Origin of the sequence: Hydrogenophaga sp., from assembly GCF_019264445.1 — a bacterium.
Classification (GTDB): Bacteria; Pseudomonadota; Gammaproteobacteria; order Burkholderiales; family Burkholderiaceae_C; genus Hydrogenophaga.
On sequence record NZ_JAHVAB010000082.1, the window covers coordinates 78,062 to 95,152 of the forward strand.

Below are 17,091 nucleotides of genomic sequence, written 5' to 3' on the forward strand. Positions count from 1 at the left end.
GGCGATGCTCAGGCGGCGGGATACGCCTCGGGATCGAGCCGGCGCATTTCCGCTTCGATCCAGGCCTCGACTTCGCGCATGAGCTCGTCGGGCTCGCGGCCCTGGCTCGGAATGGGCTTGCCGATCGAGAACTCCACCGTGCCCGGCTTCTTGATGAAGGCCTTGCGCGGCCAGCATTTCGCCGAGGTCACGGCAATGGGGATCACCGGGGCGCCGGTTTCACAAGCCAGCCGCGTGCCGCCGCTCTTGTAGGTGCCCTTTTGCCCACGCGGGATGCGCGTGCCCTCGGGAAACATGATCACCCACGTGCCCTGGTTGAGCAGCCGCTGGCCTTGCTCGACCACCTTGCTGAACGCCTGCGCGCGCTTGCTGCGGTCGATGTGAATCATGTCCATGCGGCCCATCGCCCACCCAAAGAACGGCACGTAGAGCAGCTCCTTCTTGAACACGTAGGCCAGCGGGTGCGGCATCAGCGTGGGCATGCAAAACGTTTCCCAGGTGGACTGGTGCTTGAGCAGCAGGATGGCCGGTGCGGTGCTGCCCACCGGCAGGTTCTCAAAGCCGATCACCTCATTGCGGATGCCCAGCATGAGCTTGCCGCTGCTCACCGCCAGCTTGAGCCAGCCCGCGCACAGCCAGTAGATCTGCATGCTGTTGAGAAAGGGCGCGGTCACCAGCACGGCGATCGCCCAGGGCACCACCGTCACCGCCATGAACAGGGTGTGCAGGACGGAGCGCAGCAGGTTGATGAGGATCATGGCGTCGGAGGGTCAGGGGGTGGTGGGCTGCGCGAGCAGCCAGTCGGCAAAGGCGCCGAGGTCGTCGTGGGGATGGGTACCGGGCGGCACGTCGGGCGCGAGCGCGGCCAGGTCGGCGTCCGAGCCCTGGCCCAGGCGGCCCCGCAGGTGTTCGGACTTGCCCGTCATCAGCAAATGGGTGCGACAGCCCGCCGCCGCCGCGGCGCGCACATGCCGCATCGCATTACCGGCGGCGTGAACCGAGGCCATGGGCACACCAAAGCGCGCACCGATCTGCACAAACAGGCCCGGGGCAGGCTTGCGGCAGGCGCACGCGTCTTCCGGTGCGTGGGGACAGAAAAACACCGCTTCCACACGCGCACCCGCCGCAGCCAGCTGGCGGTGCATCTTGGCGTGGATGGCGTTGAGCGAGGCCATGTCGAACAGCCCACGCCCGATGCCGGACTGGTTGGTGGCCAGCACAACGCGCCAGCCCCCGTGGTTGAGCCGCGCCACCGCCTCGAGCGCACCGGGCAAGGCCTCCCACTCGTCCGGCGAGGCGACGTAGTCGTCGCGGCTGCGGTTGAGCGTGCCGTCGCGGTCGAGGATGAGGAGCTTCATGGGTGGTCTCAGGTGGCGAGGCGTGAGAGATCGGCCACTCGGTTCATGGCTTCGTGCAACTGCTTGAGCAAACCCAGGCGGTTGGCCTTGAGCGCGGGGTCGTCAGCGTTGACCATCACACCGTCGAAGAACGCGTCGACCGGCGCGCGCAGGGCCGCGAGCGCTTGCAGCGAGCCGGTGTAGTCGCCCGCGTCGAACCGGGCTTTGGCGGCGGGCACGGTGGCCTGCATGGCAGCGAAGAGATCCTTCTCGGCCGGCTCGACCAGCGCGGAGGCATTCACCGTTGCAGCCACCTCGCCCTCTGACTTCTTGAGGATGTTGCCAATGCGCTTGTTGGCGGCAGCCAGGGCTGGAGCTTCGGGCAGGGCGGCAAAGGCACGCACGGCAGCCAGCAACTGCGGCACAACGGCAAGACCGATCCATCGGCCAGAACCAACCACCGCATCGACCTCAGCGGCAGAGTAGCCCGATTCGCGGCAATAGCCCTCAAGACGCTCCGACATGAACTCAAGAACATCCGTGCCAGCGTCTGAGAATCCACGAGGAAACGCGTCAAACGCGGTATTTACCAGCGTGTTGGCTGACAACATCAATCTGCACTCAATCACCAAGCGGATCACACCCAGCGCATGCCGGCGCAACGCAAACGGATCTTTGTCTCCGGTGGGGCGCTGACCAATGCCGAACAAACCCATAAGCGTCTCCAGCTTGTCGGCCAGCGCCACCACCACGCCGGTGGTGTTGCGCGGCAGCTCGTCGCCGGCGAAGCGCGGGCGGTAGTGGTCTTCGATTGCGAAGGCGATGTCTTCGGTCAGCCCGTCGTGGCGCGCGTAGTAGCCGCCCATGATCCCTTGCAGCTCCGGGAACTCGCCCACCATGTCGGTGAGCAGGTCGGTCTTGGCCAGTTGCGCGGCGGTGTCGGCGCTTGCCGCGAGCACGTCGCCGCCCAGCTGCTGGCCAATGGCCCGCGCGATGGCGCGCACGCGCTCCGTGCGCTCGCCCTGCGTGCCCAGCTTGTTGTGATAGACCACCTTGCCCAGTCCTTCGACGCGCGAGGCCAGCGTTTTCTTGCGGTCCTGGTCGAAGAAGAATTTGGCGTCCGCCAGGCGCGGGCGCACCACGCGCTCGTTGCCGCCGATCACCGCACTCGCGTCGGCCGGGCTGATGTTGCTGACCACGAGAAACCGGTTGGTCAGCTTGCCCTGCGCATCCAGCAGCGGGAAGTACTTCTGGTTGGCCTTCATCGTGAGGATCAGGCATTCCTGCGGCACGTCGAGGAACTGTGGCTCGAATTCGCAGATGAGCACGTTGGGCCGCTCGACCAGTGCCGTCACCTCGTCCAGCAGCGCGTCGTCTTCAATCGGCCGGCAGCCACCGCCCACCTTCGCGGCGGCAGCGGCCAGCTGGCGCGCGATCTCGGCCTTGCGCTCGGCAAACGACGCGATCACCGCGCCGTCTTTCGCCAGCGTGGCGGCGTAGCTGTCGGCGTCTTTCAACACCACCGGCGACACCGCGGCTTCAAAGCGGTGGCCTTGCGTGGTGTTGCCCGACGTCAAACCCAGCGCCTTGACCGGCACCACGCTGCTGCCGTGCAAGGCCACGAGGCCGTGCGCCGGGCGCACGAAGTTCACGCTGCTCCAGCCGGGGAGTTCGCAGTCGGTCTCGAGCTGGTAGCTCATGACCTTGGGAATGGGGAGCTTTGCGATCGCTTCGTCCAGCGCTTTCTGCAGGCCGGTGGCCAGCTCGGCCCCGGGTGCCACGCTGTCGTAGAACAGGGCTTCGGCCTTGCCATCGGGCGCGCGCTTGAGGCCCGCCACCGCGGACGCGTCGGCGCCGAGTGCGCCCAGGCGCTTGAGCAAGGCGGGCGTGGGCTGGCCGTCAGCGGTGAGCCCCACGCTCACCGGCATGAGCTTTTGCGATACCGCCTTGTCCGCGGCGCGGGCCAGCACACCGGCCACCTGCGCGGCCAGCCGGCGTGGGGAGGCAAAGGCGGTCACTTGCGCGTCGGCCGGGGCCAGGCCCTGGGCCTTGAGCTGATCCGCCAGCACGGTGGCAAAGGCATCGCCGAGTTTCTTCAGTGCCTTGGGTGGCAGCTCTTCCACGAACAGTTCGACGAGGAGATTCTGGGTTGTCATTCTGGTGGCTCCCGCTCAGGCGGCCTTCTTCTGTTCGGCTTTGCTCAGCTCGGCGAGCACCTCTTCGCTCCAGGCTTTGGGCGCCATGGGGAAGCCCAGCCGGGCGCGGCTGTCGAGGTAGCTGCGCGCCACCTTGCGCGCCAGATCGCGGATGCGGCCGATGTAGGCGGCGCGCTCGGTCACGCTGATTGCGCCGCGCGCATCGAGCAGGTTGAAACTGTGGGCGCACTTGAGCACCTGCTCGTACGCCGGCAGGGCGAGCTGCTGCTCCATGAGATGCCTGGCCTGCTTCTCGTGCGCGTTGAACGCGGTGAAGAGAAAGTCGGCGTCGCTGTGTTCGAAGTTGTAGGCGGACTGTTCTTTCTCGTTCTGCAGGTACACGTCGCCGTAGCTCAGCGTGTCGGTCCACCGGAGGTTGTAGACGTTGTCCACGCCTTGCAGGTACATGGCCAGGCGCTCCAGACCGTAGGTGATCTCGCCGGTGGCGGGCTTGCAGTCAATGCCGCCGACCTGCTGGAAGTAGGTGAACTGCGTCACCTCCATGCCGTTGAGCCAGACCTCCCAGCCCAGGCCCCAGGCGCCCAGCGTGGGGTTTTCCCAGTCGTCTTCCACAAAGCGGATGTCGTTCTTCTTCAGGTCAAAACCCAGGGCCTCCAGGCTACCAAGGTACAACTCCAGGATGTTGGCCGGCGCCGGCTTGAGCACCACCTGGTACTGGTAGTAGTGCTGCAGGCGGTTGGGGTTCTCGCCGTAGCGGCCGTCTTTGGGGCGGCGGCTGGGCTGGACGTAGGCGGCCTTCCAGGGCTCGGGGCCGAGCGCGCGCAAGAAGGTGGCGGTGTGGCTGGTGCCGGCACCCACCTCCATGTCATAGGGCTGCAGCAGCGCGCAGCCTTGGGCGTCCCAGTAGGACTGCAGTTTCAGAATGATGTGCTGGAAGGTCAACATGGAGCTGGCCGGCGCGGCCCGGACGTGGCGATGGAGGACACGCGAAGGCGCAGGCAGCGCTTTCGCAAGCCCTCGATTTTACGGGCGCGCCCCGTCCGCCCGGTCCCCGGTCAGCCTTGCGGGGCATTCTTCCTGGCGTCGGAATCGCCTTGGGCCTTGGCCAGCGCGAAATACTTGTCCAGCCACAGCCGCGCGATGCGGTTTCTGGAGATTCGCTTGAAGAAGAAGCTGATGGGAATGCCGACCGAATCGGCGCTCGACACCTGGGCGATGTAGTTGTCGAACGCGTTCATGAGCGTGTTGAGGTCCACCACCTTGTTGCTGCCCTGGTCGATGGTGCCCAGGCCCTGGATGACGCTTTGCATGAGACCGCTTTGCATGGCCATGCGCTGGCCGCCTTTCACGGAGCCCTCGGCCATGCTGCTGGGCGTCGGGCGCGAGTCGTAGGACTCGCCATGCGCCTCCCCACCTGGTTGCCTGTCGCTGAGCAAGGTGGCCACGCCGGTGCGCAGGTGCGCCGACGCCAGCGAAGGCACCGCCCCCAGCACGATCAGGTTGGCGTGGGTGGACACGTTCTGCGTGCTCAAGAGCTTGCGCACGTTCTCCAGCACCGCTTCGTCCACACCGAAGCCCCCGCTGGCGGCCTTCACCCACCCGCCCAGACGAAGCTGGTCCTGCAAGGCGGCTTCCTGCTCCGCCGCCAGGCCGGTGCCGGTCATTTCGTTGTTGACCATGTGCACCATGCCGATGAAGCTGGAGCCGTAGTTCGCGCCCGTGAGCAAGGTCAATCGTTGGGCGTCAGCCGCCCCTTGCGGCGCCTCGGCGGCCTCGATGACCGAAGACAGGTTGCTGGTATCGATGCCGTGGCCCGCTGCGGCATGCATGCTGTTCCACACCTCCACCGCCTTGTCCGCGTCCAGCTTGAGCGGTTGCAGCATGGCCGAGGCCCGGTGCGTGGCGCTGGCCGTGATCACCAGCGTACCGGCCACGCTGTGATGGCGCAGCTGCTGGTGGACCTGGGCGGCGGCCACCTTGGGCACATCTTTCGCGGCAGAACCCAGCGGCGCCACCGTTTCGCGAATCGCCCCTTCGAGAGAAGACACCGCCGCCGCATCCGCCTCTTCGTTGCCGCCGTACGAGAAGTACTGCACGTCGATCTTGATCGAGTCGGATGCGAGCGCCAGCCGCTCCACCTTCACACCGGAGAAGTCCAGCGGGCTCTCGAGCCCCGAGACGTTTTCGATCGCGGCCACTTGCTCGCGCAGCTGCTGCACCTGGGTGTCGTTGGCGATGCGCGCCACCATGTAGTCGCTTGCGGCCTGGCTCACCGCCTGGTTCAGCTCGGCAATCTTGGTCTTGAGGTCGCCAATGTCGACCCCCAACCCCACCAGCTCGTTGATGGTCATGCTCAGTCCGCGCCGCATCGCAATGAACGAGTTCATGCGCTCGAACGCCGCATCGGTTCTCGCCTGCAGGGCCGCAATTTTCTCCAGCAGCTGGGGCAGGTCGGTGTTGACGACGTGCCCCAGCACCAGGGACGGATGATCAAAAGGGATGGAGGCAGCCATGCGCTTTTTATAGCGACGGGTCCCCGTTCACTCATGACGGAATCATGAGGATTGGCCGTCCTCCTGCCCAGCGGCTACGGTGCCGCGCGCGCCAATGGCGGCGTTTCAGCGGCGCCGCGTGCGGCCACCCCGGCGGCCCAGGTGGCGCGCCGTGGCGATGAGCAACACCAGCCCCAGGCAGACGACCCACAAGGGCATCAAGCCCCATTGCGACGTCCAGCGGGCATAGGGTGTGAGCCCACTGCGGCCCTGCACCGTGGCCTCCAGGCGGCCGGTGGTCAGGCGCTGCAGCTGGTGCGTGACCGTTCCCTCGTGATCGATGACGGCCGTGGCGCCCGTGTTGGTGGCGCGCAGCATGGGTCGGCCCAGCTCGATCGCGCGCAGGCGCGAAATCTGCAAATGCTGGTCGATGGCGACGCTGTCGCCGAACCACGCGATGTTGCTCAGGTTGACCAGCACGGTGGGCGCGCCCGACGGTTCGCGGAACGAGGCCGCGAGCTCTTCGCCAAACAAATCCTCGTAGCAAATGTTCGCGGCCACGCGCTGGCCCGCCACCGCCCAGGCGGGCTGCCCGAGGGCACCGCGGTTGAAGTCGCCCAGGGGAATCTTCATCAGGTCGGTGAACCAGCGAAACAGCGGCGGAATGAACTCGCCAAAGGGCACCAGGTGGTGCTTGTCGTAGCGGTAGAGCCCGTTGTCGGGGGTGTCCAGGCGGGCCTGCCCCTGAAGCCGCCCCGCCGAGCCCGAAGACAGCCCCCAGACCGAGTTGGTGTAGCCCTGCTCCAGGCTGCCCAGCGGCAGGCCCAGCAAGGCGCTCACGCCGGTCCCGGCGGGTTGCTGTGCCAGGTGGCCAAGCAGCGGCTGCCAGAAGTCGGAGCCGAGCTGGCCGGGCAGCAGCGGAATGGCGGTCTCGGGCGCAACGACCAGCTGCGGGCCCGTGGCCGAGCTGCGCGCGGCCTGCGCGGCTTCTTCGATCTGCTTCGGGTACCAGGCCAGGGCCTGCGCCACACCGGTGCCTGGTTCAAACTTCTGGTCTTGCGCAATGTTGCCTTGCAAGAGCCACACCCGCAGCTCGCCGGCGCTGCCCGTGTCGCGATGGCCCCAACCGCGCCAGGCCGATCCACCGCCCAGCAGGCTCGCCAGCAGCACGCCGACCACGACGAACAGGGCCAGCGAACGCAGTGCGCCAGGCCAGCCATCCCCCAGACCCGGCACCAGACGCGCCTGCACGCGAGGCGCCGGCGTCGAGATGCGGGCGCCAGCTGCGGCACGCGTCGAAGGACGCGTGACCGGCGACTGCAGCCACACCGTCACGCGGCGCCAGGCACCAGACACCAGCGACGCCAGGCAGTAAGCCAGCACCGCCGCCAGAAAACCCATGCCGTACACCCCCACCAGCGGGGCCCAGGCGGCCATCAGGTCGACCTGCGCATAACCGCCTGCACCCCACGGGAACCCGGTGAACCAGTGTCCCCGCGAGAGCTCCGCCAGGGTCCAGAGCGATGCAAACATGAGGCCCTGCGCGGTTCGCGACACGGGCGCCCACGCGCACAGCAGCCCCACCGCCACCGCGTAATAGAGCGACAACAAACCCGCCAACGCCACTACGGCCAGCACCGCCAGCCAGGCCTGCAAACCGCCGTACGTGTGCAGCGAGATGAACAGCCACCAGAACGTGCCTGAGAGCCACACGGTGGAGAACACCCAGCCGCGCCAAGCGGCCTGCCCCACGCGGGTGGCGTACTGCAACGCGAGCACGAGCAAGGCCAGCGAGACGATCTGCCACCAGCCGTTGGGCTGCCCCACGGCAGTCCCCGGCAAGCTCCAGCCCGCCAGCGGCCAGGCGATGGATGCCGCCTGCAACAGCCCGCCCAGCACGCACAGCAGGAACCACGCAAATCCGCTGCCGCGCGCATGGCGCCCGGGCGGGCGGCGGCTCATCGGATTGAAGCTCGACGGCGTGTGCAGTGAACCGAACAGGCTTCGCATGCGTGGGGGCAATCTCAGGCGTCGCCAGACACGGGCAGGACCTTGAACCACTTCACCGCGCCACCCTTGGTGTGCAGCACGGTGAAGCGCAGGCCGTCCAGCTCATGCACTTCGCCGCGCTTGGGCACATGGCCCATGGCGTGCGCGATCATGCCGCCGATCGTGTCGAAATCTTCCTCGGAAAGCCGCAGGCCGAACGACTCGTTGATGCGCTCGATGGCGGTGTCGCCGCTCACCCGCCAGGTGCTGTCGGCCAGGGCGAAGATGTCGCCGTCGTCTTCGGCGACGTCGAACTCGTCCTCAATCTCGCCCACGATCTCTTCCAGCACGTCCTCGATCGTGATCAGGCCCGCCACGCGCCCGAACTCGTCGATCACGATGGCGAGGTGGTTGCGGTTGCCGCGGAACTCGCGCAGCAAGTCGTTGAGCCCCTTGCTTTCCGGCACGAAGGTGGCCGGGCGCAGCAGCGCCCGGATGTTGAGCTCCGGCGCGCGCTGCAGCTTGAGCAGGTCTTTGGCCAGAAGAATGCCGATGATGTTCTCGCGCTCGCCTTCAAACACGGGAAAGCGCGAGTGGGCGGTGTCGATCACGAGGTGCAGCAACTCGTCGTACGGCGCATCGATATCCAGCACATCCATGCGCGGCGTGGCCACCATGACGTCGCCCGCGGTCATGTCGGCGATGCGGATCACGCCTTCGAGCATGACGCGCGATTCGGCGTTGATGATGTCGTTGTCCTCGGCCTCGGCGAGGGTTTCGATCAGCTCGTCCTTGGAGTCCGGCCCGGGATGGATGAACTCGGCAAGCTTTTGCAGAAAACCACGTTTGTCGGCATGCCGCAGGCTGCGCTGCGGCCCGCTACTGGGAGGGGAGTCGGCCACTGAAGGATCGGGGAGGTTGTAACAGGGCGAAAGGATACCCCAAGCGGGTATTCACGCGCAAAGCGGGCAGCGGCCGCTGCCCCGCAGGCCAGCTCAGCCGCGCACGCGCTCGCGCGCTTCCCGCACACCGCGGCGGATGTCCTGCAGCACCGAGAGAAAGCCCCAGAACTGTTTGGCCTGCGCCTTGAGGTGGTAGTCGGTGATGGCCACCTGCTCGTTGACCATTTCGGTGACACGCGAGTCAAAGTCAGCAGGGGGCAGGCGCAGGTGCGCTTCGGATTCCGAACCATCGCGCTCGATCACGGCGCCTGCGCGGCGGGCGATCTTGAGCATGGCGGTGTTTTCGGACAGCGCGTGGATGAACAGCATCTGCACGCCTTCGTTGCGCGCGTGCATGACCGCGCGCTCGAACAGGCGCCCACCGTAGCCACGGCCACGCGCGGCCTTCGACACCGACACGCCGAACTCAGCACAGCTGGTGTACTTCGGGTCGAGGGAGAACGCGAGATGCGCCATCGCAATGAGTTCGAGCCGGCGGTTGAAGATGCCGAAGAGTTCGTCGCGCTCGAAGTTGAGCTGGGCCACGTAGCGGCGGATCTGCTCGTCGTTGGCCGCATAGCCAAACCGCAGGTAGCGGTCGTGCGCGTCGAGTTCGAGCAGGTGCGCCTCGATGCGGTCGATCTGGCCGGGGCCGATGGAGCGGATCGGCACCACCACCGAGCTCGGGCTGTTGGGACGCTCGTTGCGACCCGACGCCTCGCCCGCGGACGAAGCCGCGCGTGCCACGGCCTGCGCTTGCAGCGGTGTCGAGTGGAACCAGCGGGTGGGATCAACCATGGGCAGGACTGTACGGGTTATCCCTATATCGACAAGGACGCATGCCCCTAAAGCCATGGGAACCCGACGGACGGGCCTTGAAAGCCGCGCTACAGCGGCAACGCCGTGGTGCTTTTCACGCGGTCCATGACAAAACTGGTCTTGCAGTCCTGCACGCTGGGGTGCTTGAGCAGCGTATCCATGATGAATCGTGAATAGGCCGCCATGTCGGACACGACGAGGCGCAGGTGAAAGTCCATGTCGCCGGTGAGCGCGGCGCATTCCACCACCTCCGGCCACGACTGCACGCTGGCGCGGAACAAATCCATGGGGTTGCGTTTGGCGCTGTCGAAGTGTTTCTCCAGGCGCACGCTCACATGCGCGGTCAGCCCCAGGCCCACCGCTTCGGGCCGCACCAGGGCCACGTAGCGATCAATCACGCGGGCCTCCTCCAGGCGCCGCACCCGGCGCAACACCGCACTGGGCGACAGGCCCACCGCCTCGGCGATCTGGTCGTAGGTGGCGCGGCCATCGGCCTGCAGGCTGCGCAAGATGTGTCGATCCAGCTTGTCGAGTGCTTCCATGCCATCCATTCTGCAGGATTCCTGCAACGTGGACGAGCGGGGCGCCCCAAAACGCCGGAATCGTGACACCCTGCGCCGATACAGTGGCTCTTTCACCCGCTCAAGGAGACGCCCATGAACACCGCCCTGCCCGCTGCCGCCACCTGGGACAACCCCATGGGTACGGACGGCTTCGAATTCATCGAGTACGCCGCCCCCGACCCGGTGGCCATGGGCGCGCTGTTCGAGCGCATGGGCTTCAAGCCGATTGCGAAGCACCGCCACAAGGCCGTGACGCTGTACCGCCAGGGCGAGATCAACTTCATCATCAATGCCGAGCCCGACAGCTTCGCGCAGCGCTTTGCAAGACTCCATGGCCCCAGCGTGTGCGCCATCGCGTTCCGTGTGGCCGATGCCAAGGCGGCCTACGAACGTGCCATCGCCCTGGGCGCCTGGGGCTACGCGCAGTCGGCCGGCCCGGGCGAGTTGAACATCCCGGCCATCAAGGGCATTGGCGACTCCATCATTTATTTCATCGACAAGTGGCGCGGCAAGAACGGCGCCCGGACCGGCGACATCGGCAACATCGGCTTTTTCGATGTGGACTTCGAGCCGCTGCCCGGTGCCGAACTCAACCCGGCGGGGCACGGCCTGACGTACATCGATCACCTCACGCACAACGTGCACCGCGGCCGCATGGACGAGTGGGCGGGTTTCTATGAGCGCCTGTTCAACTTCCGCGAGGTGCGCTACTTCGACATCGAAGGCCAGGCCACCGGTGTCAAGAGCAAGGCCATGACCAGCCCCTGCGGCAAGATCCGCATCCCGATCAACGAAGAGGGCAACGAAAAGTCGGGGCAGATCCAGGAATACCTGGACCGCTACCAGGGCGAGGGCATTCAGCACATTGCCATGGGCTCGACCAACCTCTACGACACGGTGGATGCGCTGGAGCTCAGCGGCGTGAAGCTGCTCAACACCAGCGAGACCTACTACGAACTGCTGCCACGCCGGATTCCGAACCACGGCGAAAACCTGGAGGCGCTGAAACAGCGCAACATCCTGGTGGATGGATCGCCCGGCGAACTGCTGCTGCAGATCTTCAGCGAAAACCAGTTGGGCCCGATCTTCTTCGAATTCATTCAACGCAAAGGAAATCAGGGGTTCGGCGAGGGCAACTTCAAGGCGCTGTTCGAGACGATGGAGCTGGACCAGGTGCGCCGCGGCGTGCTCAAGGCCTGAGCGCACCATGGCCGTTGAACCGGTGGTCTATGGCGCCAGCGAGCGCCCGCCGCGCGGCGACTACTCGCGTGCGCAACAGGACTACACCTGCGCACAGGATTGGGCGTCGTACACCCCCGCCGACCACGACACCTACCGTCGCCTGGTCGAGCGGCAGACCGCGCTGCTGCCGGGCCTGGCCTGCGACGCCTTCATCGAAGCCTTGCCATCGTTGGGCGTGCGCGACCGCATTCCTCGATTCGAGGAAATCAACGAACGCTTGAAGCCCGCTACGGGCTGGGAGATCGTGGCCGTGCCCGGCCTCATTCCCGAGCGGCCTTTTTTTGATCTGCTGGCCCACCGGCGGTTTCCCGTGACGGACTGGATTCGGCGGCCTGACGAATTCGACTACGTCGTGGAGCCCGACGTGTTCCACGACCTCTTCGGGCACGTGCCGCTGCTGTTCAACCCGGTGTTTGCAGACTACGTGCAGCGGTATGGCGAAGGCGGCCTGAAAGCGCACGAGCTGGGCGCTGGCGAACTGCTCTCGCGCCTGTACTGGTACACCATCGAGTTCGGATTGATCCAGCAAGCCGATGGTCTGCGTGCCTATGGCGCAGGCATCCTCAGCTCGTCGGGCGAGCTGCGCCACAGCGTGACCAGCCCGCAGCCTCAGCGCATCGCACTTGATCTGCTGCGCTGCATGCGAACTCGCTACAAGATCGACGATTACCAGGCCACGTACTTTGTCATCGACAGCTTTGACCAGCTGTTCCAGATGACCGCGCCCGACTTTGCACCGCTTTACGCCGCGGTGCGCTCGCTCGGCGACCTCGCCGCCGACGTCACGATCGCCAGCGACTCGTCCATCACGGTGGGGTGAAACGCCAGCGCCACGTGTGCCGCACCCGGCACGAGCCGGTTGTCGGCGCCCGGGAGTGTGGCGGTGGATGCCGGAAAGACGATGTTGTCTGCATTCGAGTACCAACACACGAAACTGGCGTAGGGGCTTTGCGGCCTGAGTTGGCTTTCGCGCTGGTGCAGTGCCGCCAACCATTCGCCCTCCTGGCGCATCTGGCGTCCGTTCGCGACGCGGCTGAAGCGACCCAGCCACGTGCCCCGATGCGGGCTGCCGATGGTCACCACCCGGTGCACCGGCGTGTCGGGCTCGGCCGCCATCCAGGCGCGCGCCACCAGACCGCCCATGCTGTGGCAAATGAGCACGGGCGGGCGGCCCGTGAGCTGGTGAGCGCGGTGCACGGCATCGCTCATCAGGGGAATGTAGGCATCGATGTCGCCAAACACCGGCTCCAGATTCACCGACACATACGGCAGGCCCTCGCGGCGCAGGCGCGCCATCCACGGCAGCCACAGTCCACGGTTGCAGACGAAGCCGTGCACGAAGACCACCGCGGGCGCGGCACCGTCGCAGGGATCTGTGTCATCGGGCAGGCTGGCCCAACGAAACGGCTGCCGCCAGGCAAACACCTGTGGCGCCACCCGCACCTCTTGCCACCATGCCCCAGCCACGCCAGACCAGCCCGCCTGCGGCGCGGCGTCCGTCCTGTTCAATCGCGCGGCGGCCACCCCCTCCAAAGCGAGTACCCCCGCGTAACCGAGCAGGATCAGCACAGCGCCCACCACCGCCAGACCGGTGGAGCGCGACCACCAGAACATGAGCCACGCACCCGCGCAGAGCAGCGCCCCCAGCACCAGGACCTGTTGCAGCCGCGCCAGTCGGGACGGGCGCACACGTTGAGCGGGTTTCGTGGTGTGGTCGGACATCGCCGAACTATCGCACGGCGATGGCGGCCCCGAATTAGACTGGTGTTTCCATCTGCGCGAACCTGCCATGACCCACACGCCCAGCGCCGCTGACCGCATTCGAATGCATCTGGACCGCGTCGCCCAGTTGCGCCAGCAGGCCCGCTCCGCCGGCCTGGAGCGTGCGGTTGAAGACATCAAGCGGCTGCAAGCGCAGCGCTTTCGCGCCACCTACGCAGATGTTCTGCAGCACCCCACCTATGCGCCCGCCACGCATTTTTTTCTGGATGAGCTGTACGGCGTTCATGATTTCGCACAAAGGGATGCGCAATTTGCCCGCATTGCCGGCGCTCTTGAGCGGCTGTTCCCCGAAGCCGTGGCGCAACTGGCGGTGGACCTGGCCGAGACGCACGCGCTGACCGAAGTTCTCGATCACGCCATGGCAACACACTGGCTGCCCCAGGATGCCGCCCTCCCGCCTGGCGTTCGGTACATCCGGGCCTGGCGGCTGACCGGCGAGCGTGCGGCGCGCGCGAGGCAGCTGGAAGTGGTCCAGCACATGGGCCTGGAGCTGCAGCGACTCACGCGCATGCGACCGTTGCGCCTAGCGTTGCGCATGATGCGCAACCCGGCGCGCGCCGCCGGGCTGGACGCGCTGCAGCACTTTCTGGAAAGTGGTTTCGATGCGTTTGCGTCAATGCGCGATGCCCGTCCGTTCCTGGACACCATCAGCACGCGCGAAGCGCACTGGATCGGCCTGTTCTTCGATGAGCAGGAAGACGCGGCCAGTCAGGCGCTGTCGGCCGAGCTCGCGCGCTCCACCCGGACAACGGCATGACCACACCTGCAGGGGTCTGTGCTTTGGGTGACAGCCCCCTAGGGGTCGCCCGGTACTCAGCAGGGCGCTGCCTTGCCAGAATGGTTCTCCCTTTCCTGCACTGGCAACTTCCATGACCCGACCCTGGCTCGATCAATACCCAGCCGGCGTGCCGCACGACGTGGCACCCGAGCGCTATCGCTCCCTCTCGGCGCTGCTGGAGGAATCGTTCAAACAACATGCCCGTGAGCCGGTGAGCGTGTGCATGGAGCAGTGGATGAGTTACAGCGAGCTCGACGGGCTCAGCGCAGCGCTCGGGGCCTGGCTGCAGGGGCGAGGCCTTGTGCCCGGCGCCCGCGTGGCGATCATGCTGCCCAATGTCCCCCAATTTCTGATCACCATGGCAGCGGTCGTGCGCGCGGGCTACACCGTCGTGAACGTCAACCCGCTATACACCGCACGAGAGCTGGAGCACCAACTCAAGGACTCCGGGGCTCAGGCCATCGTCATCCTCGAAAACTTTTGCCACACGCTGGAAGAGGTCATTGACCGCACGTCCATCGAGCATGTGGTGGTGGCCAGCCTGGGCGACGAGTTGGGTTTCTGGTACGGGCAATGGATCACTTTTGCGGTCAGGCACCTGGCCAAGATGGTGCCGGCCTACAAGCTGCCTCGCTCAGGCCCTTTGGGTGAACGCACCATCGTGAACTTTCGCCAGGCGGTATCTGAGGGCAGCAGCAAGCCACTCAAGCCGGTGGACAGCCATCTCGACAGCACGGCCTTCCTCCAGTACACCGGTGGCACCACAGGACTCTCCAAGGGCGCTGTCCTCACGCACCGCAACATCATTGCGGCGATTTTGCAAGCCGAAGCCTGGTTCAAGCCCGCGCTCAACCGCGTCGGTGACTTGCGGCAGGTCAATGGCATTGCGGCGCTGCCGCTGTATCACATCTTCGCACTTACGCTGAGCCTGCTCACCATTCGATGGGGCGCACACATGACGCTGGTGCCCAATCCCCGCGATATTCCCCAGCTCGTCAACACCCTCAAGCGGCGACCATTTCACGTGCTGCCGGCCGTGAACACGCTGTTCAACGCTCTGCTGCAGAACCCCCAGTTTCGTCAGCTGGATTTTTCAAGCCTTGCGCTGTCGCAAGCGGGCGGCATGGCGGCGTCCGAGGGCACAGCCAGGCAGTGGCAGGCCGTCACGGGCTGCACCATGATTGAAGGCTGGGGCATGAGTGAAACCTGCGCCATTGGCACCAACAACCCGGTCACCAGCAAGTCGTTCAGTGGCACCATCGGGTTGCCATTGCCAGGGATCGAGATCGCGATCAAAGACGAAGAAGGGCACAGCGTTCCCCAGGGTGGCACCGGTGAGATCTGCATCCGCGGGCCCAACGTGATGACCGGCTACTACAACCAGCCCGAAGAGACGGCCCGCGCGTTCACATCCGACGGATTCATGCGAACCGGCGATGTCGGCGTGATGGATGCCAACGGGTTCACCCGCATCGTGGACAGAAAGAAAGACATGATTCTTGTGTCTGGCTTCAATGTGTTTCCCAGTGAGCTCGAGAACGTGATCTCGCTCTGCCCGGGCGTGCTTGAATGTGCGGCGATCGGCATCGAGGACGACAAGCAGGGTGAAGCCGTCAAAGTCTTTGTGGTGCGATCAGACCCCACGTTGCGCGAGGAAGACGTCGCACGCTTCTGCCAAGACAACCTCACCGGCTACAAGCGCCCCAAACTCATCGAGTTTCGAGACGAGCTTCCCAAAAGCAATGTCGGAAAGATCTTGCGACGAGCGCTGCGGACACCAACCCCGCAGTAGCTTGTGACGTATGGATCACGCTCGAATTGATCTGCCGGTTGAAACCGATATCGCGGCCTCACTGAGCGCGATCGGCATCACGTGCATCGAACGCGGCTGGTTGTCAGCCAATAACATCCTGCTGCAGGGCGATGGTCCGACTGCCCTTGTGGATTCCGGCTATGCAACACATGCCGAGCAAACCGTCCAGCTGGTGGCTAACGCCTTGCAGAGCCGCCCACTCGATCTGCTCCTCAACACACACCTGCACAGCGACCATTGCGGCGGCAACGCGGCGCTGCAAACCGCGTATCCCACGCTGATCACCCGCATTCCACCGGGTCAAGCGGACGTCGTCACTGACTGGGACCCGGTTGCGCTCACATTTGAGCCAACCGGGCAACATTGCCCCCGTTTTTCACATCAAGGCTTGCTGACGCCGGGGACATCCCTGCGGCTCGGAGGCCTCGATTGGGACATACACGCCGCCAAGGGACATGACCCCCACTCCGTCATCCTCTTCCAGCCGCAGCACCGCGTTCTCATTTCTGCGGATGCGCTGTGGGAAAACGGCTTCGGCATCGTCTTCCCGGAACTGGAGGGGCATCAGGCGTTTGATGAAGTCGCAGACACCCTGCAGATGATCGAAGACCTTGACCCGAGAGTCGTACTGCCGGGCCATGGGCGCCTATTTCTCAACGCACGAGCTGCACTCGAACGTGCGCGCAGCCGGCTCGACCTGTTCGTTCAACAACCCGAGAGGCACCGGAGACACGCGCTCAAGGTGCTCATCAAATTCAAATTGCTGGAATGGCAATCTGTCTCTGAAGCCACATTGCTGGATTGGGTCACCAGTACCCCATACTTCAAACTCGCCATGCCACCCGCGGCCTCAGCTGATCGGGCACTTGCAGGCCAGTGGCTCGACGATGTGCTTCAAGAATTGGTGCGCAGCCAAGCCATTTCGCGCCATGGCCCAACCATCTTTAACTGCTAACACTCAATACGCGGACACCGCGTAGAAAAAGACGGTCATCGAATTGTCCAAAATTCACTGCCATTGAATCCGACCGTCCCAGAAACACCAAACCCCCAAGTACCTGCTGGTACGAGGGGGTGTGGGGGCTTGTAAGAGCCTGACGATGACCTACTTTCACACGGGAACCCGCACTATCATCGGCGCAAAGGCGTTTCACTGTCCTGTTCGGGATGGGAAGGAGT

15 protein-coding genes and 1 rRNA gene are annotated in these 17,091 nt (G+C 65.3%); 5 read left to right on the plus strand and 11 right to left on the minus strand.

Annotation, left to right across the window (positions count from 1 at the left end; translation table 11 throughout):
- Positions 1-8: 8 nt before the first annotated feature.
- From KXJ60_RS19500 to KXJ60_RS19540, 9 genes are all read right to left on the minus strand, one after another.
- Complete coding sequence (locus tag KXJ60_RS19500) at positions 9-749, minus strand: lysophospholipid acyltransferase family protein (RefSeq protein WP_291131706.1); 741 nt, start codon at positions 747-749, stop codon at positions 9-11.
- A 21-nt stretch (positions 750-770) separates the two neighbouring features.
- A complete protein-coding gene (gmhB, locus tag KXJ60_RS19505) occupies positions 771-1,358 on the minus strand; it encodes a D-glycero-beta-D-manno-heptose 1,7-bisphosphate 7-phosphatase (RefSeq protein ID WP_291131664.1) in 588 nt (195 codons plus the stop codon).
- An 8-nt stretch (positions 1,359-1,366) separates the two neighbouring features.
- Complete coding sequence (glyS, locus tag KXJ60_RS19510) at positions 1,367-3,493, minus strand: glycine--tRNA ligase subunit beta (RefSeq protein WP_291131666.1); 2,127 nt, start codon at positions 3,491-3,493, stop codon at positions 1,367-1,369.
- Between the two features lie 15 nt (positions 3,494-3,508).
- Complete coding sequence (glyQ, locus tag KXJ60_RS19515; RefSeq protein ID WP_291131668.1) at positions 3,509-4,438, minus strand: glycine--tRNA ligase subunit alpha; 930 nt, start codon at positions 4,436-4,438, stop codon at positions 3,509-3,511.
- A gap of 110 nt (positions 4,439-4,548) precedes the next feature.
- Complete coding sequence (locus KXJ60_RS19520; RefSeq protein WP_291131670.1) at positions 4,549-6,006, minus strand: hypothetical protein; 1,458 nt, start codon at positions 6,004-6,006, stop codon at positions 4,549-4,551.
- 105 nt (positions 6,007-6,111) lie between these two features.
- Positions 6,112-7,995 carry an apolipoprotein N-acyltransferase gene (lnt, locus tag KXJ60_RS19525; RefSeq protein WP_291131672.1) on the minus strand — a complete coding sequence of 628 codons (1,884 nt, stop codon included), beginning with the start codon at positions 7,993-7,995 and terminating at the stop codon, positions 6,112-6,114.
- Positions 7,996-8,009: 14 nt separating this feature from the next.
- The gene (locus KXJ60_RS19530; protein WP_291131674.1) at positions 8,010-8,876 is read right to left on the minus strand and encodes a transporter associated domain-containing protein; all 867 of its coding nucleotides are present in this window, start codon (positions 8,874-8,876) and stop codon (positions 8,010-8,012) included.
- Positions 8,877-8,969: 93 nt separating this feature from the next.
- Positions 8,970-9,713, minus strand: a complete 744-nt coding sequence (locus tag KXJ60_RS19535) for a GNAT family N-acetyltransferase (RefSeq protein ID WP_291131676.1) — start codon at positions 9,711-9,713, stop codon at positions 8,970-8,972.
- 89 nt (positions 9,714-9,802) lie between these two features.
- The gene (locus KXJ60_RS19540) at positions 9,803-10,276 is read right to left on the minus strand and encodes an Lrp/AsnC family transcriptional regulator (RefSeq protein ID WP_291131678.1); all 474 of its coding nucleotides are present in this window, start codon (positions 10,274-10,276) and stop codon (positions 9,803-9,805) included.
- 114 nt (positions 10,277-10,390) lie between these two features.
- Between KXJ60_RS19540 and hppD the strand changes: the two genes are divergently transcribed.
- Both hppD and phhA read left to right on the plus strand, forming a co-directional pair.
- Positions 10,391-11,497: a 4-hydroxyphenylpyruvate dioxygenase gene (gene hppD / locus KXJ60_RS19545; RefSeq protein WP_291131680.1), complete on the plus strand. Its 1,107-nt coding sequence runs from the start codon at positions 10,391-10,393 to the stop codon at positions 11,495-11,497.
- A 7-nt stretch (positions 11,498-11,504) separates the two neighbouring features.
- On the plus strand, positions 11,505-12,359 hold the full coding sequence (gene phhA / locus KXJ60_RS19550) for a phenylalanine 4-monooxygenase (RefSeq protein WP_291131682.1): 855 nt from the start codon (positions 11,505-11,507) through the stop codon (positions 12,357-12,359).
- Here phhA and KXJ60_RS19555 read toward each other — a convergent pair.
- Positions 12,281-13,261 carry an alpha/beta fold hydrolase gene (locus KXJ60_RS19555; protein ID WP_291131684.1) on the minus strand — a complete coding sequence of 327 codons (981 nt, stop codon included), beginning with the start codon at positions 13,259-13,261 and terminating at the stop codon, positions 12,281-12,283. The two genes, phhA and KXJ60_RS19555, sit on opposite strands and share 79 nt — an antisense overlap.
- A 67-nt stretch (positions 13,262-13,328) precedes the next feature.
- Here KXJ60_RS19555 and KXJ60_RS19560 point away from each other — a divergent pair, with 67 nt between their 5' ends.
- The 3 genes from KXJ60_RS19560 to KXJ60_RS19570 all read left to right on the plus strand — a co-directional run bounded on the left by KXJ60_RS19560 (position 13,329) and on the right by KXJ60_RS19570 (position 16,867).
- Entirely contained in the window at positions 13,329-14,078 is a 750-nt protein-coding gene (locus KXJ60_RS19560) for a hypothetical protein (RefSeq protein ID WP_291131686.1), read from the plus strand.
- 112 nt (positions 14,079-14,190) lie between these two features.
- Complete coding sequence (locus KXJ60_RS19565; RefSeq protein WP_291131688.1) at positions 14,191-15,891, plus strand: AMP-binding protein; 1,701 nt, start codon at positions 14,191-14,193, stop codon at positions 15,889-15,891.
- Positions 15,892-15,901: 10 nt separating this feature from the next.
- On the plus strand, positions 15,902-16,867 hold the full coding sequence (locus KXJ60_RS19570; protein ID WP_291131690.1) for an MBL fold metallo-hydrolase: 966 nt from the start codon (positions 15,902-15,904) through the stop codon (positions 16,865-16,867).
- A gap of 137 nt (positions 16,868-17,004) precedes the next feature.
- Here KXJ60_RS19570 and rrf read toward each other — a convergent pair.
- Positions 17,005-17,091, minus strand: a 5S ribosomal RNA gene (gene rrf, locus KXJ60_RS19575); the annotation flags it as partial.